Here is a 26,001-nt window from a genome sequence, read left to right on the forward strand (position 1 = left end):
GATTTGTGCGGCGGAAATAAATTCGTAAATTCGCAAGGTCAAAAGACAAAAGTAACGAAATTGTTAAACCAAAAACAAACTTCAAATGAAAAAGCATAATTTCAATGCAGGACCTTCCATTCTTCCGCGTGAGGTGATAGAGGATACAGCGAAGGCTATTTTAGATTTCAACGGTTCTGGTCTCTCTTTGATGGAAATCAGCCACCGCGCCAAAGACTTCCAACCTGTGGTTGACGAAGCAGAGGCATTATTCAAGGAATTACTCAATATCCCCGAAGGCTATTCGGTACTGTTCCTGGGTGGAGGTGCTAGTATGGAGTTCTGCATGGTTCCTTATAACTTCCTGGAAAAAAAAGCTGCTTACCTGAACACTGGTGTATGGGCTAAGAAAGCAATGAAAGAAGCTAAAGGGTTTGGCGAAGTTGTAGAAGTTGCTTCCTCTGCTGAAGCTACATATACTTATATCCCAAAAGATTATACAATCCCGACAGACGCAGATTATTTCCACATTACGACTAACAACACAATTTACGGTACAGAATTGAAGAAAGATCTCGATTCTCCAGTTCCGATGGTTGCCGATATGTCTTCTGATATTTTCTCACGTCCGATCGACGTTTCTAAATATATCTGTATTTATGGTGGTGCACAAAAGAATCTGGCTCCTGCTGGTGTTACATTCGTTATCGTTAAGAATGACGCATTGGGTAAGGTTTCCCGTTACATTCCAACGATGTTGAATTATCAGACTCATGTTGACAGTGGCTCTATGTTTAACACTCCTCCTGTTGTACCTATTTATGCAGCATTGCAGACGCTTCGCTGGATCAAAGCACAGGGTGGTGTGAAAGAAATGGAACGTCGTGCCATTGAAAAAGCGGATATGTTGTATGCTGAAATCGACCGTAACAAAATGTTCGTGGGTACTGCTGCCAAAGAAGACCGTTCACGTATGAACATCTGTTTCGTGATGGCTCCCGAATACAAAGACTTCGAAGCTGACTTCTTGAAGTTTGCTACTGAAAGAGGTATGGTAGGTATCAAGGGACACCGTTCTGTAGGTGGTTTCCGTGCATCTTGCTACAATGCTCTGCCGAAAGAAAGCGTACAAGCTTTGATTGATTGTATGCAGGAATTTGAAAAACTTCATTAATAATATTTTCACCACAGATTATACAGACGGACGCAGATTTTTTTTATTCTGTGAGAATCTGGGTAATCTGTGGTGAGTCTTTATAAACAGAATTAGATTATGAAAATACTTGTAGCTACTGATAAACCGTTTGCTAAAGTTGCAGTAGACGGTATCCGTAAAGAAATAGAAGCAGCCGGATACGAGTTTGCTTTACTTGAGAAATATACAGAAAAAGCCCAGTTACTGGATGCAGTGAAAGATGCTAATGCCATCATTATCCGTAGTGATATTGTTGATGCAGAGGTGCTTGATGCTGCTAAAGAATTGAAAATCGTAGTTCGCGCCGGTGCAGGATACGATAATGTGGACCTGGCTGCTGCCACAGCTCACAATGTATGCGTGATGAACACTCCGGGACAGAATTCTAATGCTGTTGCCGAACTTGCTTTGGGTATGATGGTATATGCTGTCCGTAACTTCTATAACGGAACTTCCGGTACAGAATTGATGGGCAAGAAATTGGGTATTCATGCTTATGGAAACGTAGGCCGCAATGTAGCTCGTGTTGCCAAAGGTTTCGGAATGGAAGTGTATGCTTATGATGCATTCTGCCCGAAAGAAGTAATCGAAAAAGATGGTGTGAAAGCACTTGATTCTGCAGAAGAATTGTACAAGACTTGCCAGGTGGTATCTCTTCATATTCCGGCAACTGCCGAAACAAAGAACTCTATCAATTATGCTCTGTTGAAAGATATGCCGAAAGGTGCTATGTTGGTAAACACTGCCCGTAAGGAAGTGATTAACGAAGCAGAACTAATCAAACTGATGGAAGAGCGTGCAGACTTCAAATATATCACAGATATTATGCCTGCTGCTAACGCAGAGTTTGCAGAAAAGTTTGCCGGACGTTATTTCTCAACTCCTAAGAAGATGGGTGCTCAAACTGCCGAAGCAAATATCAATGCCGGTATTGCTGCTGCTCAACAAATTGTGGGCTTCTTGAAAGATGGTTGCGAGAAATTTAGAGTAAACAAGTAAGATTCTGAATAAGTCTGCCGGATTTTTCAGGATAACTATGGTAGTATCTGAATAAAAACAATCCGTTGCAGAATGTCTTTTTTAGAAATAAGTAGTATATTTGAGCCACAGATTTTCAAGAAGTCTGTGGCTTTAATTTTTTACATATAAAATACTAATATCATGGCAATAATCAAACCTTTCAAGGGCATTCGTCCTCCGCAAAACCTCGTAGAACAGGTCGCTTCACGTCCTTATGATGTACTGAACTCTGAAGAAGCCCGCGCAGAAGCGGAAGGTAACGAAAAGTCTCTTTATCATATTATTAAACCGGAAATAGATTTCCCTGTTGGTATGGATGAACACGACGAACGGGTGTATGCTAAAGCTGCCGAGAATTTCCAACTGTTTCAGGACAAAGGCTGGTTGGTGCAGGATAATAAGGAAAACTATTATATCTATGCCCAGACGATGAACGGGAAAACGCAATACGGATTGGTGGTCGGTGCTTATGTTCCCGATTATATGAATGGTATTATCAAAAAGCATGAGCTTACCCGTCGTGACAAGGAAGAGGATCGTATGAAACATGTACGTGTGAACAACGCAAACATTGAGCCTGTTTTCTTTGCTTATCCTGATAATGAGAAGCTGGATGTTATTATAAAGAAATATACAGCAAACAAGCCGGTTTATGACTTTATCGCTCCGGGTGATGGCTTTGGACATACTTTCTGGATTGTCGACCAGGATGCAGATATTGCTACCATTACTGCCGAATTTGCTAAAATGCCTGCTCTTTATATTGCTGACGGGCATCACCGTTCTGCCGCTGCTGCATTGGTGGGAGCAGAGAAAGCAAAGCAAAATCCGAATCATCGTGGTGATGAAGAATATAATTACTTCATGGCTGTTTGCTTCCCTGCAAACCAGCTAACCATCATCGATTATAATCGTGTAGTGAAAGATCTCAATGGTTTGACTCCCGAGCAATTCCTGGCTGCACTTGATAAAAACTTTATAGTAGAAGAGAAGGGTGCGGATATCTATAAACCATCCGGCTTACATAATTTTTCACTCTATTTGGGTGGTAAATGGTACAGCTTGACTGCTAAGGCCGGTACGTATAATGATAACGACCCTATTGGTGTGCTTGATGTTACAATCTCTTCCAACTTGATTTTGGATGAAGTTTTAGGTATAAAGGATCTGCGTTCTGATAAACGTATTGATTTTGTCGGTGGTATCCGTGGATTGGGAGAGCTCAAGAAGCGTGTGGATAGCGGTGAAATGAAAGTGGCTTTGGCTCTCTATCCCGTATCTATGAAACAGTTGATGGATATTGCAGATACAGGCAATATTATGCCGCCGAAGACTACTTGGTTTGAACCGAAACTTCGTTCGGGACTGGTGATTCATAAGTTAGATTAAAAAATATCTGTAAGATGATGCGAAAATCATTGTTGATAGGGACTATATCAGTAGATGTGACGCTTGATTGATGTAGAAAAAATAGTGACGGGATATGCCCGGGATAGTGACGGTATCGTTGTGGTATACCGTCACTATTTTTATTGGATAGCGTCACTATTTTTAATTCCCCCAACTGCCTATCATCGATAAGTGGAACATTAATATTTCCAAATGATAGATTGACTTTTCTCATTAAAGCCGTATCTTTGCAACATGACTGCTGAAGATACTTATAAAACCATCATTGAGCCTTCCGAAGGTATTTATACGGAAAAACGAAGCAAGTTCATTGCTATAGCCCTTCCTGTGCGTACTCTCGATGAGATAAAGATGCATCTTGAAACGTATCAGAAAAAGTATTATGATGCACGGCATGTATGCTATGCTTATATGTTGGGAGCTGCGCGAAAGGATTTCCGTGCCAATGACAACGGAGAACCTTCCGGAACAGCGGGTAAACCTATTCTCGGACAGATAAACTCGAATGAACTGACGGATATACTGATTATAGTAGTTCGTTATTTTGGAGGAATCAAGTTGGGGACAAGTGGATTGATTGTTGCTTACAAGGCCGCTGCTGCCGAAGCGATTGCTGCCGCTACTATTATAGAAAAGACGGTAGATGAGGATGTGACGGTAATGTTTGAATATCCTTTTATGAATGATGTCATGCGCATTGTGAAAGAAGAGGAACCGGAGATTCTTAATCAGTCGTATGACATGGATTGTAGCATGACATTGCGGATTCGTCGTTCGATGATGCCTAAGTTGCGTGCACGTTTGGAGAAGGTGGAGACAGCGCGGATTCTTGATGATGAGAATATTTTGTAGGTAAAGTATTAGAAGTAGTAATAGAGATAGAGAGTGGATTGCATGATAAATAAATGTCACATAATTTTTAGTCTGTTTTTAAGTTCCTTTGTATGGATGAGCGTTCAGGCGCAAGCACAAATACAGGAAACTCAAAAACTGGCTCCTAATAATATTCCTGTTCCGTGGTATTCGCAGAAAATCGCGGGATGCCCTTACTCGCATTGCTCTCTGGCTTCTTCGTTAATGGTCTTTGATTATTTTAAGGGAATGACGGCTGATACACAACGTACAGCCCAGGATGCAGAAAAGAAACTGATTGAATATCAGCGGAACTACTTTCTGAAAAAACGTGCTCCTTTCCGTCGCCGTACTTCAATAGGGCAGGGAGGATATTATTCTTTTGAGATTGATTCGTTGACACGTTATTATGAAAACATGATAAGTGCCGAACATTTCCAGCAGAAAGATTATCGGATATTGAAAGATTATATTGATCGTGGCATTCCTGTGCTTGTAAATGTGAGATATACAGGTGCAGTTCGTGGTTTGCGTCCTGGTCCGAGAGGGCACTGGATGGTGCTTCGTGGCATTGATGATAAACATGTGTGGGTGAATGATCCCGGACGTTCGCCGGAGATGCGGACTAAAGGAGAAAACATCTGTTATCCCATTAAGAAACAGCCGGGTAACCCTTCCTATTTTGATGGTTGTTGGACGGGACGATTTATCATAGTCACTCCCAGAGAATGGATACGAAACTCCCTGTTTGCACAGGTAGGCAAGCTCCCTCCATTGGAGGAGGTGACTCATATAGTTCCTCCGGTTGTGTCGTCTGTAACCTTACCGCAGGTTATCAATCAGTAGAAGCAACTCATAGTTAGGAAAATTCAGTAGTAGAATTAAGATAGAACATTTGTAGTAAAATAAAGAAGAACAAAAATATATGGCATTTGAAGCAACCAAAAAAGAATGGTGCGAACTCTATTCTTTCTTTCGTCTCTTAGCAGATGGAAAAGTAGTGTTAGGCACAGCAGAAGCAAAGGCGGGAGATACATTTTGGCCTGTTGCAATGATTCAACGGGAAGAACATGATGGAACACGTCAATATTATATTGAAGAAGATACGATTCGTATAGAAGGAGAGAATGGGAGTAAGTCCATGCCTCGTGAAGATTTTGGTATTGTAGCTGATCTGATATTACAGGCTGTGAAATCTTCGCCGGAAAATGATGTTGCTTCTCCAGAAGGAGTAGAAGAGTTTTTAGACGAAGCTGCCATTTTCGATTTGGAAGCAAAAACAGAAGATCGCACAGATTTTTCCATTACATTTTGGCATCCGAAAGCTCCGTTAAGAGGTTTCAATGTCCGTTCACGGTTGGGCGTAATGAATCCGTTGTTGGACGGAGGACGTGCAGCGAATCTTAAACTGGAACAGAGTGGAGTCAAATTTGCCACTCCAACAGTGAATAAAATCAATGCTTTGCCTGAATCTCCGAATGAAGTTGCCGAACGGATGATGATGATCGAACGTTTGGGGGGCGTACTTAAATACGCTGATGTAGCCGACCGCGTATTCCGCAGTAATCTTTTGATGATTGATCTGCATTTTCCACGTGTACTGACAGAAATGGTTCGTATCATGCATTTGGATGGTATCTCCCGTATTAGTGAGTTGACGGAAGTTATTAAACAAATGAATCCGTTGAAGATTAAAGATGAACTAATCAATAAGCATAAGTTCTATGAATTCAAGATGAAGCAGTTCTTGATGGCATTAGTATTGGGAATGCGTCCTGCAAAGATTTACAATGGATTGGATTCGGCAGTGGAAGGTATTCTATTGGTGGATGGAAATGGAGAAGTGCTCTGTTATCATAAATCGGAAAAGCAAATAATGGAGGATTTTTTGTTTTTAAATACCCGTTTAGAAAAAGGATCTTTAGAGAAAGACAAATACGGGTTCCTGGAGAGAGAGAATGGAGTCTATTATTTCAAACTGAATGCAAAGATTGGGCTGGTCAAACGGTAGAAAAGTATAATGTATTGATGCAGTTAAACTAATAATGATGGCATACTTATATAAAATACTTGTTATCCATGAAAACAAATGAAGTTTTAGAGAACATTAAAGCACGCCGTAGCGTACGGGCTTATACTGGCCAGCAAGTTTTAGAAGAGGATTTGCAGGCTATTTTGGAAGCTGCAACTTATGCACCGAGTGGAATGCATCTGGAAACATGGCATTTTACGGCTATTCAAAATATGGATAAGTTGACAGAACTGAATGAACGGATTAAAGGGGCTTTTGCAAAAAGCGACGATTCTCGTTTGCAGGAACGTGGACATAGTAAGACTTATTGTTGCTATTATCATGCTCCGACTTTAGTGATTGTATCTAATGAGCCTACTCAATGGTGGGCTGGTATGGATTGTGCTTGTGCCATAGAAAATATGTTCCTGGCTGCCCAGTCTTTAGGTATCGGCTCTTGTTGGATCAATCAGTTGGGGACAACATGTGATGATCCGGAGGTTCGTGAATTTATTACTGCTTTAGGTGTTCCTGCCAATCATAAAGTCTACGGTTGTGTAGCTTTGGGTTATCCTGATTCGAAGATTCCAATAAAATAGAAAAAGGTAAAGGCTAATACAATAACTATCGTTAGATAGAATACAGCTTCTTGTCTGATAAAATAAGAGGCTGTGTCGAAACTCTCATATAAAAATCACCCTCGCCACAGAAAGTTGTAGCGAGGGTGATTTCGATAAAAGGGGAGTTTTGATACATCCCCTTATTTTTGTGAGGTGATTCTTTAAGAGACAGTGCTCTGTAAATCTCTTTGGATAGACCTCTTTTTACTCGAAAGTACCATAGCGAGTGGGTAGTAGCTTACGGTCTCCCAAGGTGTTATCTACGCGAGCTACATTTATCCAGAATTTATTATCACGTACACTTTCTATAGGATAAGCTGCTTTCTCGCGTGTATATGAGTGCTCCCAACGATCACTTACAATTTCATATTCTGGATGAGGAGCATTAATCAATACATTATCATCTTTATCCGCTTCGCCATTCTTCACTTCTTGAATTTCTTTCCAGATATTCAGCATGACATCTACGAAATTGTCTAGTTCTGCCAGACTTTCACTTTCTGTTGGTTCAATCATCAACGTACCGTGGACGGGGAAGGAGAGGGTAGGAGCATGATAACCGTAATCCATCAGGCGTTTGGCAATATCATTCTCCGAGATTCCTGCTTCTTCATGTACTTTCCGGCATTCCAGAATCATTTCGTGCCCTACGAAACCGTTGGCTCCCCGATAAACAACTCCATACGTATCTTTCAGACAAGTAGCCAGATAATTAGCGTTCAGGATCGCAATTTTAGTTGCCTGTGTCAGTCCTTCTGCACCCATCATGCGGATATATCCGTATGTGATAGGCAGAATACCTGCACTGCCGAATGGAGCTGCCGATACTTGATTTTGTGAATTGCCGAAGATTCCGTGTCCGGGAAGGAAAGGAACCAAATGTTCGGCTACGCAGATAGGACCGACTCCCGGACCTCCGCCACCATGAGGGGAAGCGAATGTTTTATGAAGATTCAAGTGACAGACATCTGCACCGATGAATCCCGGATTGGTTAATCCTACCTGTGCATTCATGTTGGCTCCGTCCATATATACTTGTGCACCACAGGCGTGAATGATGTCGCAAATCTCTTTTATCTCGGTCTCGAAGATACCATGTGTAGAAGGATAAGTAATCATCAGTGCAGCCAATTCATCTTTATTTTCTTCAGCTTTTACACGTAGGTCAGCCATTTCTACATTCCCCTGCTCGTCGCATGCACAGGTAACAGTTACGAAGCCTGCCTGTATAGCAGACGCAGGATTTGTTCCGTGAGCCGAAGCTGGAATCAAGACTTTGTTACGGTGTCCCTGACCGATACTTTCGAGATAGGTGCGAATCACACGAAGGCCTGCATATTCTCCTGCAGCACCCGAATTGGGTTGTAGGCTGACCCCTGCAAACCCGGTGATAACTTTCAAATCTTCACTTAGGTTCTTGATTAATTCACGATAACCTTCTGCTTGGTCTTCCGGAACCAGCGGGTGCATACCCATAAACTCGGGACGGCTTAAAGGCAACATTTCTGCGGCTGCATTCAGCTTCATTGTACATGAACCGAGGGAAATCATGGATTGTGCAAGAGAAATATCTTTGCGGTCCAGACGTTTGATGTAACGCATCATCTCTGTTTCCGTGTGATACTTGCTGAATACTTCATGTGTCAGGAAAGGAGTTGTACGTTTTAAATCCTTGTCGATGTTGCTTCTTTCCGGAATGTCGTCTACTTTCTGGTAATCTTTTCCGGCGGCAATGGCAAAAATCGAGAGCAACACATTGGCAGCTGCCACATCTGTTGTTTCGTCAATGCTGAAACCAACATTGCCATTTTCATAATAGCGCAGATTAACTTCTTTGGTAAGTGCTATCGTGCGGATTTGCTGTGCCGAAACGTGTTCGGGCAATTCGAAACGTAAGGTGTCAAAGTATTGAGCGTTGACTTGTGTATATCCGCATTTCTTTAATTGCTTTTCAAGAAATACAGTAATGCTGTGTATACGTGATGCAATTGTAGTGATACCCTCCTGACCGTGATAAACGGCGTAAAAGCCTGCCATAGTAGCTAATAATGCTTGTGCGGTACAGATATTTGAAGTTGCTTTTTCCCGTTTGATATGTTGTTCACGTGTCTGTAAAGCCATTCGGTAGCAGAGTTTGCCATATTTGTCTTTAGACCATCCGATGATTCGTCCCGGCATATTCCGTTTGTATTCGTCTTTGGTAGCAAAGAAAGCAGCCGATGGACCGCCATAGAACATTGGGGTACCCAAGCGTTGTGTGGTTCCGAATACAATATCTGCTCCCCATTCTCCCGGAGGAGTTAGCAGGGCGAGACTTAAAATATCAGCGGCAACAGCTACTTTGCAGTCTGCGGCATGTGCTTTTTCGGTAAATTCAGAATAGTCCTCTACGTTTCCATGTGAGTTCGGATATTGCAGAATACAGGCAAACACTTCCGGTGAAGGTTCAAAATCTTTATATTTACCTACACGTAGTTCGATGCCTTGAGGTACGGCACGTGTAGTCATGACAGCTAATGTCTGCGGAAAAATATTCTCGTCTACGAAGACTACGTTCGCATTGGCTTTCTGTTGCGCGCGGGAGCGTAAGGCATACATCATGCTTACGGCTTCGGCGGCGGCAGTTGCTTCGTCCAGAAGTGAGCAGTTGGCGAGTGGCATGGCAGTAAGATCACATACGGCTGTCTGGAAATTCATCAATGCTTCCAGACGTCCTTGCGATACCTCTGTCTGGTACGGAGTGTAAGAAGTATACCATACTGGGTTTTCGAATACATTCCGCTGGATAACGGCCGGAGTGATCGTGTTGTACCATCCCAAACCGATATATGTGGTATATAGTTTGTTTTTAGCTGCCAGTTCAGCGATGTGTTTTCCAAATTCGTATTCCGTCAGTGGACTAGTCAATGCAAGCGGCTCTTTCAGCCGTATATTGGCGGGAATTGTCTGATTAATCAGTTCGTCCAGTGAGTTCACGCCAATTTTGCGGAGCATTATGGCTGTATCTTGTTCATTGATGCCGATGTGACGGCTAGCTAACAAATCGGTTTTCATAATAATCAAGTATTAAATTAAGTATTAAGTATCAAGTATTAAGTATTACTGCGGTTAATGGGCGATTAGCCTTGTTAATACCTAATACCTGATACTTAATACTTCTTTTTTATTATCTAAAAAATGGGTTTTCAGCTTTTTCCATTCCGATAGTCGTGGGAGCGCCGTGTCCCGGATAAACGACTGTTTCGTTGGGAAGAACAAATAAACGGCTGCAAATATGTTCTATCAGTTCATCGAAGTTGCCTCCTGTGAGATCAGCACGGCCGATGCTGCCTTGGAACAGGACGTCACCGGAGAACATGCAGTTGTCTTCTTTGCAATAGTACACCAAGCTGCCGGGTGAATGTCCGGGCACGTGTATTGCTTCCAGTTTGGTATGTCCGAAAGTGATGATATCTCCGTCATGCAGGTATTTGCCCAGTGGTACAGGTTCTTCCTGCAACTGAAAACCAAACATTCTGCTTTGTTTCGGTGCTTCGTCAATCCAGTACTCGTCTGCTTTGTTTGCTTCTGCCGATAACCCGAATTCTTTCAGCATGAACGGATTTCCGAAGATATGATCTAGGTGTAAATGAGTATTCAGCAGATGCTTTACATTCAGTTCATTGGTAAGAATGAACTTTTTCAGTGCCTGCTTTTCTTCTTCATAGAAACAGCCCGGATCAATTACGACTGCTTCTTTAGTGTCATCCCATAATACGTAGCAATTTACGGGAAACATATTAAATTCAAATCTTTTTATTTTCATGGTTTCTCTATGATTTATCATCTATCAGAACATATAGTCTTGTTTAAATCGGAACATATACCACTTTTTTTGTTTTAAAGAACTCTTCCTCGAAGTTGTCGCTCAAGCTATGAATGACCGTTTTATGTTTGAACGGCATTGTTTCATGCTCCAGTTCACCGCCTTTGAGACAGATAAGTCCGTTGGGCAATGCATTCTGTTGTTTCGAAGAGATATTCTTTTTAATAATCTTAATCAAATCCGCCAAAGGCATTACGGCACGGCTGACAACAAAGTCGAACGTTCGTTTCTCCTCTTCTGCACGGGCATGGCGGAAAGTCACATTTTTCAGTCCGATGGCATTTGCCACTTCGGTTGCTACACGTACTTTTTTGCCGATACTGTCTACGAGGTGGAATTTTACCTCGGGAAACAGGATTGCTAAAGGAATGCCGGGAAAACCTCCTCCTGTACCCAAGTCCATGATGCTGGTTCCGGGGCGGAATTGGATGACTTTGGCAATGCCTAATGAATGGAGCACGTGATGCTCATATAAATTCTCAATGTCCTTGCGGGAGATAACGTTGATTTTTGAATTCCAGTCAGTGTAGAGGTCGTATAGAGCTGCGAATTGTTTGCGCTGCTCTTCCGTCAGATCAGGAAAATATTTCAGTATGATTTCCACTGTTTGAATTTTGAATTATAAGTTTTGAATGATAGATGTGGATGAATATCCTATTCTGTCACATGGAAGTGATAACAACAGGATATTCATTGGTGTTCAGCTTTTTATGATTTTTAATTTTTTAGCTCTCCCAGAATCGGGTTACTGCCTAATAGATGTTCCATCATAGCAAATGGGATTGTTACCTTTACAGGTCCCATAGAATAAGGAGTGATATCGTATACATTATAATAGAAGGTGATTCCTTCTTTGCTTAGATAGAAATTTTCTGTCGGAGCGATGTCCCCGGTGGAAGCATATCCCATATCTTCCAATGCTTCGTGAGTGGTCACTTTGTTATCTGCCATGAGCTGATTCCAGATCAGGTCGGTCAATGCGTCTTTGTAGTCTCCGACAAAAATATCATCGAGGCGGAGCGGACGCATCAGGGTGAGGTCCATATTTAAATAAGTTGCCATGTAAATTCCATGTGCACCTCCGGTATATTCGTTATAGTCGATGCGATATACAAGTAGATCTTTATCATACAGTTGCACATGGCTTTCTATACCTTTATAATAAGAATACCAGGCACCGATGGAAGATTCGTCTTCCTTGTCTTTCTCATCTTCGGTATACATAGGCTCGAGATCGCGACGGTATTCGCTGATATAATTCTCGGTATATTGCTTTACAACTTCTTCCGGTTTTTCGCCGATGTATTTATCTCCGAAACAGGCCGAAATGAAATAAGTATTCAGACTGTCTTTCAGCATATCATCCGATGATTTTATCGGATAAGCAAAATTAATAATAATATTGCAGGCCGGTTTGGCTGTATCATTGAAGAGGTGAGCTGTCTTATTCACTTGAATGCTATCAAACTGTAACGCACCTGTGTTTTTGTTCATCTTGTCATGACAAGAAAACAAAAAGCCGCTTACCGAAAGTATAATTGCAAGCAGACTGACATATTGTTTTTTCATACCCATTTTTTCTGTAAATTCAACATTTGTTTTATCATTCACTATTGACAAATATAGATGAAATTCGTGAATCGGGCTAATAAAAACAGAAAAAAATGCAGCTATTTATCCCCAAAAATGGGATTGGCGGATATTATCCGCCAATCAATGCTTGCAAACTTTAGTGATATCTACTGTGAATCCATCTTCAGCAGGCATAAATTTCCCTTTCATTTTCAGAAATTCGATAAGGGTATCTACATCCATGTTTTCTGCCGAGCAAGCATAAAAACGTTGCTGTGAGCCAAACTTCTTAATGATTGCTTCCCGCAATGATGATTCCGAGTAGCTATTTCCTTCCATCATGTGGAGGACTTCATGAGCATGTAATTGTTCCATAATCTTTTTTCTGCAAAGATAGGGCAGAGATTGCTTGGAAACTGTAACATATGTGACAAAACTGCATAATATTCATTGAAAATTGAAAATAACCATTTCACTATGCGTTCCTATTCTGAAGGGTGGTCCCCAAAGAGACAATCCGGAAGATACATACACGTGACTGTTTCCCCATTGGCGATAACCGTGGCTTTGCTCGAAGATATAATCGGTCACCCAATTAATAGGCCATATTTGTCCGTGGTGTGTATGCCCACTGAATTGCAGGTCGATGCCGGCAGCTTCCGTTTTTTCCAAATCAAAAGGTTGATGATCCAATAAAATGATAGGTTTGCTTTTATCGATATTCACCATTAACTCTTGCAGGGAATGACGCTTGCGGTTATGACGGTCATCACGTCCTATCAGTTGTATGCCGTTGGGAAGTGTAACTACTGAATCGCGCAATAATTGTATTTGAGTGCTTTTAATATATCGGATACTTTCATCGATACCGCTAATGTATTCGTGATTGCCGAGAACCATATAGATACCCATAGGAGCTTTCAAGTTAGCTAATTCTTCCGCCATATTCTCTGTATAAAGAGGTACGACGCTATTATCAATCAAGTCACCACTAATCAGTATCAGGTCGGGATGCTGCGCATTTATCATTTCCACATATTTTTTTAATGCGGCTTTCCCTGTACCATTTCCCAAGTGAACATCGCTGATTGCGACGATTTTAATTGCTTGGGGAGTATCTTCATATCGTTTATTGGTTAAAATGCTGACTACATTGGTTTCCGGGTGATGATAGTTATATACCCCACATCCCAGCAATCCCAACGTGAACACTAAAGACAGATAGAACCTATATTTGTAGACAACTTTGAATAATTTCAAGATATCAAACAAAAGCAAGAATAATGCCATGTATAGAGTAAATATCAACCAACTTGTTCCAATGGTGTACATTGAATGGGAGATAAAGACAGGCATCTCAAGGTTACGAGTTAGCATCGTGCCGAAAAAGGATAAAGCACATATCCAGAATAAAACGGTCAGGAATATTTTTACTCCGAGAGATTTAACTTTCAGAGCTTGCTTTGCTCTGATAAATATGTAGGCATTACCTGCCAGATAAAGAGTGATAATGATGAGTAAATATGTAAGCATAGCGTTTACTTAAAAATCAGAGAATTTATTGGGGCAAAGATAGGTTTTATTGTTGAGTAAAAAGAGTTAATAGTGCTGATATGACTCTAAAATAGCCAAATAAAGGAAAGAGAATGTGTCTGTATCGGATTGATTGAATCTTAATTACGAAAAATTATAGGAAAATCTGTTTTTATTCTTATCTTTGTCCTCTGAAATGAAAAAACTAGCCTACATAACAGCACTTATCCTTTCTCTCCTGATTATCTATTCAGGAGGTGGAGTCTCTATTGTGCATTATTGCTGTGTCCGTTGTGAAACGGTGCAGAGCTGTTGTGATACAGGCTGTCCGAAGTGTAAAAAGACTCATACTTGTGATTCAAAAAAAGGTTGTAAAGATAAGGGTTGTACAGCTATTATCTATAAGCTTGATTTGATGAAACATACTACTGAACTGACAACATCAGCTTTAGTAGTCGATCTTTTGTGTGAGCATTTTTGCTATCTGTTGACTCCGACCTATGCGGATAAATCGGTAGAATATGATAGTCTGACCTCTCCGCCACCTCTCTGTTCGAGGCAGAAGCTGGCGCTATATTCCACTTATATTATTTAGCCACTATTTCTTTCTTATTTAATCCTTTGCTTTCAATAGAACATGAAAGTAAAGCAGCACTGAATGCAACTAAGTTGCATGAGAAATGAATTAATTTTGTATCTCGAAAGTAACTTTAGAAAGAATGAAATATATGATAATAGGACTGTTCCTGTTATTTGCCGGTAATATATATGCGCAAGTACGGGGAACAGTGAAAGATAGTACCGGGGAGGCTATTCCGGGTGCCAATGTGTTCTGGATGAATACAGGACAAGGAGTGACAACCAAAGAGGATGGTAGTTTTTCTATCACTAAACCTTCCAAAAGCCACATGCTGATTGTCAGCTTTATCGGTTTTCAGAACGACACGATTCATGTGAGCAGTAAAAATCAACAACTGGATATTGTGCTTCGTGATGGAGTGGAGCTGAATGAAGTAAATATTGTCACTCGTAAACTGGGAACGATGAAATTGCGCAGTAGCGTGATGAACGAAGACATGATAAGCAGTGCCGAATTGAGTAGAGCCGCTTGTTGTAACCTGGGGGAAAGTTTTGTGACGAACCCTTCAGTAGATGTGAGTTATTCCGATGCGGCAACAGGAGCCAAACAAATTAAATTGTTGGGGCTGTCCGGCACTTATGTGCAGATGTTGACGGAAAACATCCCGAATTATCGGGGAGCCGCCGCTCCTTATGGATTGGGATATGTCCCCGGTCCGTGGATGCAGAGCATACAGGTTTCCAAAGGAACATCTTCGGTGAAGAATGGTTATGAAGCCATCACAGGACAGATAAACGTAGAATTTAAGAAACCACAGTTGCCGGAAGCCGATTGGGTGTCTGCCAACCTTTTTGCAAGCACTACCAACCGATATGAAGCCAATGCGGACGCTACATTGAAACTTTCCAAACGATGGAGCACTTCTCTGCTGGCGCATTACGAAAATGAGACCAAGGCGCATGATGGCAACGATGACGGATTTGTGGATATTCCGCAGGTAGAACAGTATAATGTGTGGAACCGGTGGGCATACATGGGCGACCATTATGTTTTCCAGGCAGGTATCAAAGCCCTTTCTGAAACACGTACCAGCGGACAGGCCAATCATGGAGGGACAATGCACTCCGGTGACCTGTATAAAGTAGGGATCGATACGGAGCGCTATGAATTCTTCACCAAGAACGCCTATATCTTTAATAAGGAGAAGAATACGAATCTGGCTTTGATTCTTTCCACCACTTTACACAATCAGGATGCTACGTATGGACGCAAACTGTATAATGTGGATCAAACCAACGTCTATGCTTCGCTGATGTTTGAAACGGAATTTAATCCGCAAAATAGTTTCTCCGCAGGGTTGAGCTTCAATTATGACGCTTATGACCAACATTACCGTTTGGAAAATACAACGGACAATCCGCTCAAAGCCTTTGAAAAGGAAGCTGTTCCCGGTGCTTACGTGCAATATACGTTGAACCTGAATGATAAATGGATGGTAATGGCCGGTCTGCGTGGTGATTACAGTAACGAACATGGTTTCTTCGTGACTCCGCGTGCGCATCTTAAATACAATCCGAATGAATATGTGAATTTCCGTCTTTCTGCCGGAAAAGGATATCGTACCAATCATGTGTTGGCAGAAAACAACTACCTGCTTTCCAGCAGCCGTAAGGTGGAAATAGCAAAGAACCTGGATATGGAAGAAGCATGGAACTACGGTGCCAGCGTCTCTACTTATATCCCTATATTCGGCAAAACGCTGAATGTGAATGCGGAATACTATTATACGGATTTCCTGAAACAAGTGATAGTGGATATGGATAGCAACCCCCATGAAGTAGCTTTCTACAATTTGGATGGACGCTCTTATTCGCATGTGTTCCAAGTGGAAGCAAGTTATCCTTTCTTCAAAGGATTCACTCTGACAGGTGCTTACCGGCTCACGGATGCGAAAACGACCTACAAAGGTGAACGAATGGAGAAACCGCTGACCAGCAAATATAAAGGACTACTCACGGCTTCTTACCAAACTCCGCTGGGAATATGGCAGTTTGACGCTACACTGCAACTGAATGGCGGCGGCAGGATGCCTACTCCTTATGAACTGGGAGACGGACAGTTATCCTGGGAACGTCGTTATGGCAGTTTTGAACAGTTGAGTTTACAGGTGACCCGTTACTTCCGCCGCTGGTCTATCTACGTAGGAGGCGAGAACCTGACAAACTTCAAACAAAAGAATCCGATTATCGATGCGGCAAATCCCTGGGGGAACAACTTTGATTCTACCATGATTTGGGGACCGGTGCACGGAGCAAAAGGATATATCGGAATACGTTTTAACTTAGCTAGAAATAGCGAGTAAAAACGGGAAATAGCGAATGAAAGAAACGATCGCATAATAAAGAATATTAATTTTAAACTGATAAGAAAAATGAGAACAAAAAGATGGATGGCCACTTGCGTGGTGGCTCTTTTGAGTGTAACAGTTGTATTGGCAAAAGATATTCGTGTTGTTGTATTTAAAGTGTCGCAGATGCACTGTGAGAAATGCGAAAAGAAAGTAAAGGACAATATGCGTTTTGAGAAAGGGCTGAAGGATATTTCGACCGAAGTAAAAACGAAAATGGTAACCATTACGTATGACGCTGAAAAAACGAATGTAAAGAAGTTGCAGGCAGGGTTTAATAAGTTCAGTTATGAAGCCGAATTTGTAAAAGAAACAAAGAAAGACGATCAGAAGGCTGATAAGAAGTAATTGAACAAATACCTGTATTAGCTTGTTTCTATAAACAAACAAGGGTTCTTCCCCAACTTCTTTTTGAGAGGAGGGGAAGGCCGTAAACAATAATTATATGGGTAACACAACAAAAAAGGCATTTCCTGTGCTTAATATGCATTGTGCAGGATGTGCCAATAATGTAGAAAAAACAGTAAAAAAATTGCCGGGAGTCATTGAGGCTTCCGTTAATTTTGCTACCAATACATTGACCGTTTCTTATGAGAAAGAGCAGCTGACTCCCGGAGAGATTCGTGCGGCTGTGCTTGCGGCAGGTTATGATCTGATTGTGGAAGAAGCCCACAAAGAAGAACGCCGGGAAGAGGAACAGCATAAGCGTTACACTCGTTTGAAATGGAAGGTAATTGGAGCGTGGATTTTGGTAGTACCATTGTTGGTATATTCCATGATACTGATGCATGTACCATACTCTAATGAGATTCAAATGGTACTTGCTATCCCTGTTATGGTCTTTTTCGGAGGTGGTTTCTTCACCGGAGCCTGGAAACAGGCTAAATTAGGACGGAGTAATATGGATACTTTGGTTGCGCTTAGTACTTCCATTGCTTTTCTGTTCAGTCTGTTCAACACTTTCTTCCCCGAATTCTGGTATGACCGCGGATTGGAACCGCATGTCTATTATGAGGCTTCTGCGGTGATTATCGCTTTCGTTCTTACCGGAAAGTTGATGGAAGAACGTGCCAAAGGAAATACCTCAACAGCCATTCGTAAGTTGATGGGAATGCAGCCAAAAGCGGCTCGCGTTCTGCGCAATGGAGTGGAGGAGGAGATCTTGATTGAGAAACTCCAGGTAGGTGATTTGGTGGTTGTACGCCCGGGAGAACAAATACCTGTGGACGGTCAGCTTTCCGAAGGCGACTCGTATGTCGATGAAAGTATGATTAGCGGTGAACCGGTTCCGGTAGAAAAGAAGAAAGGTGATAAAGTATTGGCGGGAACGATCAACCAGCGTGGCTCATTTATCATTCGTGCCGCACAGGTAGGCAGTGAAACCGTGCTTGCCCGTATTATCGCTATGGTGCAGGAAGCACAGGGCAGCAAAGCTCCCGTGCAACGCATTGTCGATCGTATTACGGGGATTTTTGTACCTGTCGTATTGGGCATTGCCATTCTGACATTTGTATTGTGGGTTACCATTGGTGGTAGTGAATATATTTCTTATGGTATTTTGTCGGCTGTTTCTGTTCTTGTCATTGCTTGTCCATGTGCTTTGGGGCTTGCTACACCTACTGCGTTGATGGTGGGTATAGGTAAAGCTGCCAGCCAGCATATTCTGATTAAAGATGCAGTGGCTTTGGAACAAATGCGCAAAGTAGATGTCGTTGTTCTGGATAAAACGGGAACACTGACTGAAGGACATCCTACAGCTACCGGATGGTTATGGGCGCAGTCGCAGGAACCACATTTCAAAGATGTACTTTTAGCTGCGGAAATGAAATCGGAGCATCCGCTTGCCGGCGCTATTGTCTCTGCGCTTCAGGACGAAGAAAAAATAAAACCTGCCGCGTTGGATAGCTTTGAAAGCATTACGGGAAAAGGAATCAAAGCCTCGTATGAGGGACATACTTACTGGGTAGGCAGTCATAAACTCCTGAAAGATTTCAGTGCGACAGTAAGCGATGTGATGGCTGAAATGCTGGTTCACTATGAATCGGACGGTAACGGCATCATTTACTTTGGACGTGAAAACGAGTTGCTGGCTATCATTGCTGTTTCCGACCCGATAAAGGCTACTTCTGCCGAAGCAGTGAAGGAACTGAAACGTCAAGGGATTGACATCTGTATGCTGACGGGGGACGGACAACGGACTGCACTAGCCGTTTCTTCCCGTTTAGGAATCGAACGTTTTGTTGCCGACGCTCTACCGGACGATAAGGCCGAATTTGTACGTGAGCTTCAAATGCAGGGAAAGAAGGTTGCGATGGTGGGCGATGGTATCAATGATTCGCAGGCACTGGCATTGGCTGACGTCAGCATTGCTATGGGAAAAGGAACTGATATTGCTATGGACGTGGCTATGGTGACTTTGATGACATCGGACTTGTTGCTGCTTCCTAAAGCCTTCCAGTTGTCAAAGCAGACAGTCAAACTGATTCATCAGAACCTTTTCTGGGCGTTTATTTACAACCTGATCGGTATTCCTATTGCTGCCGGTATCTTGTTCCCGCTGAATGGTTTGTTATTGAATCCGATGCTGGCAAGTGCCGCAATGGCGTTCTCCAGCGTGAGCGTAGTGCTCAATTCGTTGAGCTTGGGACGAAAATGAGAAATGAACTATAAAAAGACAGGAACCTGTAAGCTGTAAACGATGAATGGTAAGCTGTCATTTATGAACAGCGAACTGTAAATAATAGACGGTGAATACTTTGCGGATAATACGCAATTTATTCACCGTTCATTGTTTTACAACTCACCATTTATGTTTTCTATCGTCCTTCGTATAAATTATCTGTTTCTAAATTCCAATGGCGTCATTCCTACATATCGTCTGAAATACTTGCCAAAGAAAGAGGCACTGGGGAAGTTTAGAGAATATGCTATCTCTTGGATAGTCATATTGGTTCCTTTCAGTTTGGCTTTAGCATCCATAATGACAATATATGCAATAGTGTCCAATACACTTTTACCTGTCACTTGTCTTACTGTCGTACTTAAATGTTGAAGAGATATACCTAATTTATCTGCGTAGAACTGTGCACGACGTTCGTTTTTATAATTCTCGGTGATAACATGAATCAGTTCCCGGCAGATTTCTTTTTTTCGATTCGAACTACCGTTTTCACCCGGAAATTTATGATATATCAATCGTATGCTTGTCAGGATGGTCTGAAGAGACAATTCAACCAATTCAGAATCCATTTCGAAGTTCTCATTGCAGCTGGCCCGTGATAATAGAGCAAAATAGTCTTTCAGATAACTGGCTACCTCTTCATTAAGAGGAACCACCGGCTGTTCTATCAGTTTGGGATATGCGTTACCAATATTCTTCATCAGGTTGATTCGTCCGGCGCAATGTGCGGAAAAGCCGGCAAAGCAAAGGCATACCTTTTCTGTTCTCTCCCGAAACTGAATGATTGTTCCCGGTAACAGAGTTATCAGGTCATTAGGACGAATCTCATAATCAAGCAGATTGATGGAGGCTTTCATCGAACCTTCGGTACAGATGGCAACAATACATGCTTGCAACCGGCAAGATTGCTTGTAAATATTGAGAATGTCTTCTGTTACATTCGTCCATGCTAATACTTCGGTAGGCAAGTCTACCTGTGGAAAGTCCATTTTCATAGTTGTGTGTGTTATATTAGGCCAACAAATGTACGCATTTTCTTTTTATTTCTTACCTTTGTTTTTATGAAAACATTTTTTATTGATTGGAATTTGATACCATACGCCGAAGCATGGCAACGGCAGACAGAATGGTTTGATAACATTGTCCGGGCAAAAGTTCAGGGCGAGAGTTATGAAAACCGTATTGTGATGTGCGAACATCCCCATGTTTATACATTAGGACGTAGCGGGAAAGAAAATAATATGTTGTTGAGTGATGAACAACTGAAAGCAATTGATGCCACCCTTTATCATATTGATCGGGGAGGGGACATTACTTATCATGGTCCGGGACAATTGGTATGTTATCCGATATTAAACCTGGAAGAATTTCAGTTAGGATTGAAAGAGTACGTGCATTTGCTGGAAGAAGCGGTGATTCGGGTATGTGCTTTTTATGGCATTGAGGCCGGACGTTTGGAGAAAGCGACAGGAGTCTGGTTGGAAGGTGATACGCCTCGTGCGCGTAAGATTTGTGCTATCGGAGTGAGGAGCAGCCATTATGTCACGATGCATGGACTGGCTCTGAATGTGAATACCGATTTACGTTATTTCAGTTATATCCACCCTTGCGGATTTATAGATAAAGGCGTCACTTCTCTTCGTCAGGAATTAAAGCACGATGTGCCGATGGACGAAGTGAAGCAACGCCTCGAAGAGGAGCTTAGAAAACTATTCCAACTCCCAGTTGCCAGGTGCGGCGCATAAAGCAATCTTTATCAGCCAAGGCGTATGAGAAGTCTGCACGTATCGGCCAGAAGTTTATTCCGCAGCCTAGGGTGCCGTAGTTGCCCGCTCCTTTGTCTTTGTCTCCGAAATGATATCCCGCACGGACAACACCATATTTCAGGAAATTATATTCAGCTCCTATGCCAGCCTGGAGATGACGGATTTCAGAGGGGAGCAGATAGTTGAAGTCGAGAGCCACTTGCAAACGGTTTTCTATGCTGAATGGCAGGTCGATTGTACCTCCCAATCCTAATCTGGCGGGTAACTTTTGTCCGTCCAGCTTTTTACCTAAGTTGGCAGCTTGGAAACCAATGCTCCAGGAAGCCATTTCGTCCAATAGAGCCATATTGCGATAGTAGGTCGCGCCGAAGTCCAGACAAACGCTATTCTTGCTGTCTGCGTTTTCCGCGGCTTTGGCTTGCAGGTATCTGAACGTTAATGAAAGAGACAGATTTTTGGCTACATTTCTGAAATAAGCAGCTTCTAAATCCCAGATATGAGGACGGTAATCGAATACCTTAGGATCTTTGAAATGCCGGAAACCTACAGCAAATCCATGTATGCCTTCCCTTCCGATCCGGTAGAAAAGAGAGGCGCTATGTAGCGCATAATCTTGGTTGATCTTAGCGTATGAATAACTCGCACCCATCACTTCTTGTGAGAAAGCGATGGTAGAAGCATTATGAAAAATAGCTGTACTACCGTTATCGGTGGTAGCTAATCCTGTACCTGCCATACCTGCCGATTGGGCGTCCGGAGTAAGTTCCAGAAAATAGGCGCTTGCCATTTCTTGTGCTCCCAGCAAAGTGGGGAATAAGCACGAGGCGAGAAGGAAATGTTTTACTCGTTTCATAATCAGTTATTTTTAGAGTGAGACATCCGGACAACACGTATGCCTGTCCACGATTTATTGTTGTTTAGCATGTGATTGAGAGGTTCGTCGCTGACAACTACTTTTCCCAATGTAGAAGAAGCGTGCAGCAGGTGCAGTTTTCCCTCTTTATATTCTGCTATTCCCACATGAGCAATGTCCAGTCCGGGCATCTTCGTTGTAATAGCAATAATGTCTCCATTCATGATCCAGGGCAATCCGGCTTCCGGCAGTTCGCTTTTCGGCAACCAATGTACGACTTTTCCGGAGATTGCTTTTTCATATTCGGCCATTTGTCGTACATTTTCCGGCGAATCAGCCAATTTTTTATATTGCTTGGGATGGGTAGACATATACGAAAGAGAGATTTTCTGGGTATGCGCACTGTTTTTGGCAGTAATGTCGGTGAGGAATCCGTGGCGGATTCCGTTCTCTATCCATTCGGAAGTATAATGCAACCGGGAAGGATAACCGTTGATGATGCCGTCCCGATAACGTATTTTTTGCAGATTGTCGGCAAAGGAAGAGCCGAGTGCCTGTGCCAACGTGTATTCTACGAAAGTGAGGCAATCTACGGCATCAGTCCGGATCACTAATGATTCTTCTCCGTCTTGATCTAATGTGTTAGCCACGTATTTAGTTCCCAGGTAAGATTTCCCGATTCGTAACATGGGTTCGGGGTTTTCCGGGAATACAACGCCGTCGCGCAACCATTTCTCCAATTCCTGTGTCCATTGTTGCTTATATTTAAAATGATCCTGAAATCCCCAGCCATGTCCTCCGGTAGGATAAACATGGAGAGTTGCCGGAACCTTGTTTTTCTGTAAAGCAAGGTAATAGTTTACTCCGTGGTAAGGTGCTACGGAAGGGTCGTCGGAGGTAAGAGCGATAAATGCTTGTGGAGTATCGGGCGTTACTTGCAATTCGGCGGAAAACTTCTGTATTTGTTCCATTGTTGGATTTTTGCCTAGCAATGCAGTTCTTGTATTTCCACGGGTGACTTGCATCATCGTAACCACCGGATAAAGTAATATCTGAAAGTCCGGACGTGTTTCCGAATTGTAGTGAGTGGCGAGTGTAGCAGTTAAATGTCCTCCCGCAGAGGCTCCCATTAATCCTACCTTGTAAGGGTCGACATTCCATTCTTTGGCATGTTGGCGTACCATGCGAATGGCTTGTTCGGCGTCTGATACGGGGACTTCCCAATGTCCGTTCGGCATCCGGTATTTTAATACTATATAGGTAATACCTTGTCCGCAGAACCAGGGAGCCATATCATACCCCTCTCCATCCATACCCAGTCCACGATACCCGCCTCCGGGACACATGATAATAGCCATTCCATTCGGCTTTTCCGGGTGGTAGACCGTCAGGGTGGGATGCGTGACATTCGTGACAAAATGAGGACGCGTTTCCTGCTCCTCTCCGGTTAGTCCACTGGAGTTGGGAGCACCGTCGGGCCACAAAGGTAGCTCGACGGGCTGCTGCGCAAATGATATGGCAGTTACAAGTGATACTATAATGGATAATAGTCTCCTCATAATGATTTATTTAACTTTCATTGAAGCCTTTATAAAGTAAAGAATCAGTAAGGCATACGCTCCTAATGCCAACACTTCTGACCAAGTATTGTTCAACCATGCCTCATTAACCAGATTGATTCCACCAAAGCGCATCGCGGCACTGATTACTCCCATCAATGCACCTCCGGCAATGAAACCGGATGCCAGTAAAGTTCCTTTTTCACCTCTTTCCGTATTCAGAGATGCATCTTTGCTACGAGTTGTAACAAACCAATTCACTGCTCCACCCACTACCAGCGGCACATTCAGTTCCAATGGAATAAACATACCCAATGCGAAAGCTAATGCAGGAATTTTACAAAGAGTCAGAATAATAGCTAAGACAGCCCCAATACCATATAACAACCAGGGTGCACCTACACCACTCATCAGTGGTTCGATCACGGCCGCCATCGCATTTGCTTGCGGAGCAGCCAATGCGCCACTTGTAAATCCGTATGTCTTATTCAGGATAATCATTACACCGCCTACTGTTGCAGCCGATACGATTGTTCCCAAGAACTTCCATGTTTCCTGTTTGGCAGGCGTACTTCCGAGCCAGTAACCAATCTTCAAGTCGGTGATAAAACCTCCTGCCATCGACAATGCGGTACATACTACACCACCCATAACCAATGCGGCAACCATGCCCGAAGGACCTTTCAGTCCGACAGCTACCATCACTACGGAAGCCAAAATCAGTGTCATCAATGTCATTCCCGAAACCGGATTAGTACCAACAATCGCAATGGCATTAGCTGCTACTGTGGTGAACAGGAAAGAGATGCCGGCAACCAATACAATGGCTACCAATGTATGCAACAGATTCCCTTGCATGACATCAAGGTAGAAGAATAATACGATTAATATCAGTGTGATGATGGAACCGATAGCGATAATCTTCATGGAAAGATCCCGTTGGGTACGGATAATGCTCTTCTCTACATTCCCTTTACCGCCCATCTCTTTGGCTGCCAGCCCGACAGCGCTCTTGATGATACTCCAGGAACGGATAATACCGATCACACCTGCCATAGCGATACCGCCGATACCGATGCTCTTGGCATAATATTTGAATATTTCTTCCGGGCTCATCATACCTACGGTAGAGGTGATTTCCGGATTCCATGCATTCAGTACACTGTCACCCCAGATAGCAGACATTCCCGGAATGATAATCCACCACACAGCCAGTGAACCGGCACAAATGATGGAAGCATATTTCAGTCCGACGATATATCCCAAACCAAGCACAGCGGCACCGGTGTTTACCTTGAATACCAATTTTGCCTTTTCTGCCAGCATTTCTCCGGCACTGCAAACACGGGTAGTAAAATTCTCGTTCCACCATCCGAATGTCGCTACGATGAAGTCATATAATCCGCCGATCATACCTGCCATCAATAATGGTTTGGCCTGGCTGCCGCCTTTTTCTCCGGAGATCAACACCTGTGTAGTAGCTGTTGCTTCCGGGAAAGGATATTTTCCATGCATGTCGCTGACGAAGTATTTACGGAAAGGGATCAGGAATAGAATACCCAATACGCCACCCAATAAAGAGCTGATGAATACCTGCATGAAGGTAACCGTCATCTCGGGATATTTAGCTTGGAGAATATAAAGAGCGGGGAGGGTGAAGATCGCTCCGGCAACGATTACTCCGGAACAAGCTCCGATAGACTGGATAATCACATTTTCGCCCAACGCATTTTTTCTTTTGGCAGCTCCGGAAACTCCTACGGCAATGATCGCAATTGGAATAGCTGCTTCAAATACCTGTCCGACCTTCAACCCCAGATAGGCAGCGGCGGCTGAAAAAAGGATTGCCATGGCAATACCCCATGCTACTGACCAGATATTAACTTCCGGATAATTTTTAGAGGGACCCATCAACGGGTTGTACACTTCCCCAGGTTTCAACTCTCTGAACGCATTCTCGGGTAACCCGGTGAATTTGTCTTCTTCTTGTTTCATAGTTTTTATAATTTGCTAATGTGTTAATTTACATTTCCGTCCTCAAAGTAAACAAAAAAAAAGGAGAACCGAAAGATTCTCCTTTATGTAATAGTCTATTTTTT

The 26,001-nt window shown here is 42.8% G+C and carries 22 protein-coding genes; 12 read left to right on the top strand and 10 right to left on the bottom strand.

The features are described 5' to 3' along the window. Nucleotides 1–85 precede the first annotated feature (85 nt). From serC to KQP79_RS01455, 7 genes are all read left to right on the top strand, one after another. Entirely contained in the window at nt 86–1,153 is a 1,068-nt protein-coding gene (serC, locus tag KQP79_RS01425) for a 3-phosphoserine/phosphohydroxythreonine transaminase (protein WP_004300395.1), read from the top strand. 99 nt (nt 1,154–1,252) lie between these two features. Continuing rightward, complete coding sequence (locus KQP79_RS01430; RefSeq protein WP_004300396.1) at nt 1,253–2,173, top strand: NAD(P)-dependent oxidoreductase; 921 nt, start codon at nt 1,253–1,255, stop codon at nt 2,171–2,173. 162 nt (nt 2,174–2,335) lie between these two features. Next, nucleotides 2,336–3,583 (top strand): DUF1015 domain-containing protein, encoded by a 1,248-nt coding sequence (locus tag KQP79_RS01435; protein ID WP_004311623.1) that lies wholly within the window; start codon nt 2,336–2,338, stop codon nt 3,581–3,583. Nucleotides 3,584–3,838: 255 nt separating this feature from the next. Further along, complete coding sequence (locus tag KQP79_RS01440; protein ID WP_004300400.1) at nt 3,839–4,456, top strand: IMPACT family protein; 618 nt, start codon at nt 3,839–3,841, stop codon at nt 4,454–4,456. 96 nt (nt 4,457–4,552) lie between these two features. After that, a complete protein-coding gene (locus KQP79_RS01445; RefSeq protein ID WP_004300401.1) occupies nt 4,553–5,302 on the top strand; it encodes a C39 family peptidase in 750 nt (249 codons plus the stop codon). A gap of 79 nt (nt 5,303–5,381) precedes the next feature. Next, on the top strand, nt 5,382–6,467 hold the full coding sequence (locus KQP79_RS01450) for an HpaII family restriction endonuclease (protein WP_004311625.1): 1,086 nt from the start codon (nt 5,382–5,384) through the stop codon (nt 6,465–6,467). 68 nt (nt 6,468–6,535) lie between these two features. Further along, nucleotides 6,536–7,066 carry a nitroreductase family protein gene (locus tag KQP79_RS01455; protein WP_264386612.1) on the top strand — a complete coding sequence of 177 codons (531 nt, stop codon included), beginning with the start codon at nt 6,536–6,538 and terminating at the stop codon, nt 7,064–7,066. A 225-nt stretch (nt 7,067–7,291) separates the two neighbouring features. Here KQP79_RS01455 and gcvP read toward each other — a convergent pair whose 3' ends face one another. The 6 genes from gcvP to KQP79_RS01485 form a co-directional block, all read right to left on the bottom strand. Beyond that, on the bottom strand, nt 7,292–10,141 hold the full coding sequence (gcvP, locus tag KQP79_RS01460; protein ID WP_004315900.1) for an aminomethyl-transferring glycine dehydrogenase: 2,850 nt from the start codon (nt 10,139–10,141) through the stop codon (nt 7,292–7,294). Between the two features lie 112 nt (nt 10,142–10,253). Further along, the gene (locus KQP79_RS01465; RefSeq protein WP_004311627.1) at nt 10,254–10,892 is read right to left on the bottom strand and encodes an MBL fold metallo-hydrolase; all 639 of its coding nucleotides are present in this window, start codon (nt 10,890–10,892) and stop codon (nt 10,254–10,256) included. Nucleotides 10,893–10,935: 43 nt separating this feature from the next. Next, nucleotides 10,936–11,556, bottom strand: coding sequence for a 16S rRNA (guanine(527)-N(7))-methyltransferase RsmG (gene rsmG / locus KQP79_RS01470; RefSeq protein ID WP_004300406.1), 621 nt, complete (start codon nt 11,554–11,556; stop codon nt 10,936–10,938). Between the two features lie 113 nt (nt 11,557–11,669). Beyond that, nucleotides 11,670–12,521 (bottom strand): RsiV family protein, encoded by an 852-nt coding sequence (locus tag KQP79_RS01475; RefSeq protein WP_004326964.1) that lies wholly within the window; start codon nt 12,519–12,521, stop codon nt 11,670–11,672. A gap of 144 nt (nt 12,522–12,665) precedes the next feature. Beyond that, nucleotides 12,666–12,899, bottom strand: coding sequence for a YecH family metal-binding protein (locus tag KQP79_RS01480; RefSeq protein WP_004306297.1), 234 nt, complete (start codon nt 12,897–12,899; stop codon nt 12,666–12,668). A gap of 72 nt (nt 12,900–12,971) precedes the next feature. Then, the gene (locus KQP79_RS01485) at nt 12,972–14,057 is read right to left on the bottom strand and encodes a metallophosphoesterase (protein ID WP_004306295.1); all 1,086 of its coding nucleotides are present in this window, start codon (nt 14,055–14,057) and stop codon (nt 12,972–12,974) included. Nucleotides 14,058–14,253: 196 nt separating this feature from the next. Between KQP79_RS01485 and KQP79_RS01490 the strand changes: the two genes are divergently transcribed. The 4 genes from KQP79_RS01490 to KQP79_RS01505 all read left to right on the top strand — a co-directional run bounded on the left by KQP79_RS01490 (nt 14,254) and on the right by KQP79_RS01505 (nt 19,700). Continuing rightward, the gene (locus KQP79_RS01490) at nt 14,254–14,652 is read left to right on the top strand and encodes a hypothetical protein (protein WP_004306293.1); all 399 of its coding nucleotides are present in this window, start codon (nt 14,254–14,256) and stop codon (nt 14,650–14,652) included. 124 nt (nt 14,653–14,776) lie between these two features. Continuing rightward, a complete protein-coding gene (locus KQP79_RS01495; protein WP_032844527.1) occupies nt 14,777–16,999 on the top strand; it encodes a TonB-dependent receptor in 2,223 nt (740 codons plus the stop codon). A gap of 69 nt (nt 17,000–17,068) precedes the next feature. Next, a complete protein-coding gene (locus KQP79_RS01500) occupies nt 17,069–17,392 on the top strand; it encodes a heavy-metal-associated domain-containing protein (RefSeq protein WP_032844524.1) in 324 nt (107 codons plus the stop codon). 97 nt (nt 17,393–17,489) lie between these two features. Continuing rightward, nucleotides 17,490–19,700, top strand: a complete 2,211-nt coding sequence (locus KQP79_RS01505; protein ID WP_004300414.1) for a heavy metal translocating P-type ATPase — start codon at nt 17,490–17,492, stop codon at nt 19,698–19,700. 179 nt (nt 19,701–19,879) lie between these two features. Here the strand turns inward: KQP79_RS01505 and KQP79_RS01510 are convergent, their stop codons facing one another. Next, on the bottom strand, nt 19,880–20,719 hold the full coding sequence (locus KQP79_RS01510) for a helix-turn-helix domain-containing protein (RefSeq protein ID WP_004311631.1): 840 nt from the start codon (nt 20,717–20,719) through the stop codon (nt 19,880–19,882). Nucleotides 20,720–20,785: 66 nt separating this feature from the next. On the opposite strand from KQP79_RS01510, the gene lipB reads away from it, so the two are divergent. Beyond that, nucleotides 20,786–21,469 carry a lipoyl(octanoyl) transferase LipB gene (gene lipB, locus KQP79_RS01515; protein WP_004311632.1) on the top strand — a complete coding sequence of 228 codons (684 nt, stop codon included), beginning with the start codon at nt 20,786–20,788 and terminating at the stop codon, nt 21,467–21,469. On the opposite strand, the gene KQP79_RS01520 is transcribed toward lipB, so the two are convergent. The 3 genes from KQP79_RS01520 to KQP79_RS01530 are packed head-to-tail and all read right to left on the bottom strand — an operon-like array spanning nt 21,426 to nt 25,897. Further along, complete coding sequence (locus KQP79_RS01520) at nt 21,426–22,343, bottom strand: PorV/PorQ family protein (protein WP_004311633.1); 918 nt, start codon at nt 22,341–22,343, stop codon at nt 21,426–21,428. The two genes, lipB and KQP79_RS01520, sit on opposite strands and share 44 nt — an antisense overlap. 2 nt (nt 22,344–22,345) lie before the next feature. Further along, nucleotides 22,346–23,902 carry an N-acetylmuramoyl-L-alanine amidase-like domain-containing protein gene (locus tag KQP79_RS01525; protein WP_004311634.1) on the bottom strand — a complete coding sequence of 519 codons (1,557 nt, stop codon included), beginning with the start codon at nt 23,900–23,902 and terminating at the stop codon, nt 22,346–22,348. A 6-nt stretch (nt 23,903–23,908) separates the two neighbouring features. Continuing rightward, on the bottom strand, nt 23,909–25,897 hold the full coding sequence (locus KQP79_RS01530) for an OPT family oligopeptide transporter (protein ID WP_004300419.1): 1,989 nt from the start codon (nt 25,895–25,897) through the stop codon (nt 23,909–23,911). Between the last annotated feature and the right edge of the window lie 104 nt (nt 25,898–26,001).

This window comes from Bacteroides sp. DH3716P (genome assembly GCF_025914115.1).
In the GTDB taxonomy this organism is placed as follows: Bacteria; Bacteroidota; Bacteroidia; order Bacteroidales; family Bacteroidaceae; genus Bacteroides; species Bacteroides ovatus.

What these genes read in the sequence shown, in the direction of transcription:
- lipB (WP_004311632.1), top strand. Translation starts at nt 20,786, where the DNA reads ATGAAAACATTTTTTATTGATTGGAATTTGATACCATACGCCGAAGCA.
- KQP79_RS01450 (WP_004311625.1), top strand. Translation starts at nt 5,382, where the DNA reads ATGGCATTTGAAGCAACCAAAAAAGAATGGTGCGAACTCTATTCTTTC.
- KQP79_RS01455 (WP_264386612.1), top strand. Translation starts at nt 6,536, where the DNA reads ATGAAAACAAATGAAGTTTTAGAGAACATTAAAGCACGCCGTAGCGTA.
- KQP79_RS01445 (WP_004300401.1), top strand. Translation starts at nt 4,553, where the DNA reads ATGAGCGTTCAGGCGCAAGCACAAATACAGGAAACTCAAAAACTGGCT.
- gcvP (WP_004315900.1), bottom strand. Translation starts at nt 10,141, where the DNA reads ATGAAAACCGATTTGTTAGCTAGCCGTCACATCGGCATCAATGAACAA.
- KQP79_RS01495 (WP_032844527.1), top strand. Translation starts at nt 14,777, where the DNA reads ATGAAATATATGATAATAGGACTGTTCCTGTTATTTGCCGGTAATATA.
- KQP79_RS01500 (WP_032844524.1), top strand. Translation starts at nt 17,069, where the DNA reads ATGAGAACAAAAAGATGGATGGCCACTTGCGTGGTGGCTCTTTTGAGT.
- KQP79_RS01435 (WP_004311623.1), top strand. Translation starts at nt 2,336, where the DNA reads ATGGCAATAATCAAACCTTTCAAGGGCATTCGTCCTCCGCAAAACCTC.
- KQP79_RS01505 (WP_004300414.1), top strand. Translation starts at nt 17,490, where the DNA reads ATGGGTAACACAACAAAAAAGGCATTTCCTGTGCTTAATATGCATTGT.
- KQP79_RS01440 (WP_004300400.1), top strand. Translation starts at nt 3,839, where the DNA reads ATGACTGCTGAAGATACTTATAAAACCATCATTGAGCCTTCCGAAGGT.
- serC (WP_004300395.1), top strand. Translation starts at nt 86, where the DNA reads ATGAAAAAGCATAATTTCAATGCAGGACCTTCCATTCTTCCGCGTGAG.
- KQP79_RS01525 (WP_004311634.1), bottom strand. Translation starts at nt 23,902, where the DNA reads ATGAGGAGACTATTATCCATTATAGTATCACTTGTAACTGCCATATCA.
- KQP79_RS01485 (WP_004306295.1), bottom strand. Translation starts at nt 14,057, where the DNA reads ATGCTTACATATTTACTCATCATTATCACTCTTTATCTGGCAGGTAAT.
- KQP79_RS01480 (WP_004306297.1), bottom strand. Translation starts at nt 12,899, where the DNA reads ATGGAACAATTACATGCTCATGAAGTCCTCCACATGATGGAAGGAAAT.
- KQP79_RS01530 (WP_004300419.1), bottom strand. Translation starts at nt 25,897, where the DNA reads ATGAAACAAGAAGAAGACAAATTCACCGGGTTACCCGAGAATGCGTTC.
- KQP79_RS01490 (WP_004306293.1), top strand. Translation starts at nt 14,254, where the DNA reads ATGAAAAAACTAGCCTACATAACAGCACTTATCCTTTCTCTCCTGATT.
- KQP79_RS01475 (WP_004326964.1), bottom strand. Translation starts at nt 12,521, where the DNA reads ATGAAAAAACAATATGTCAGTCTGCTTGCAATTATACTTTCGGTAAGC.
- KQP79_RS01520 (WP_004311633.1), bottom strand. Translation starts at nt 22,343, where the DNA reads ATGAAACGAGTAAAACATTTCCTTCTCGCCTCGTGCTTATTCCCCACT.
- KQP79_RS01430 (WP_004300396.1), top strand. Translation starts at nt 1,253, where the DNA reads ATGAAAATACTTGTAGCTACTGATAAACCGTTTGCTAAAGTTGCAGTA.
- KQP79_RS01510 (WP_004311631.1), bottom strand. Translation starts at nt 20,719, where the DNA reads ATGAAAATGGACTTTCCACAGGTAGACTTGCCTACCGAAGTATTAGCA.
- KQP79_RS01465 (WP_004311627.1), bottom strand. Translation starts at nt 10,892, where the DNA reads ATGAAAATAAAAAGATTTGAATTTAATATGTTTCCCGTAAATTGCTAC.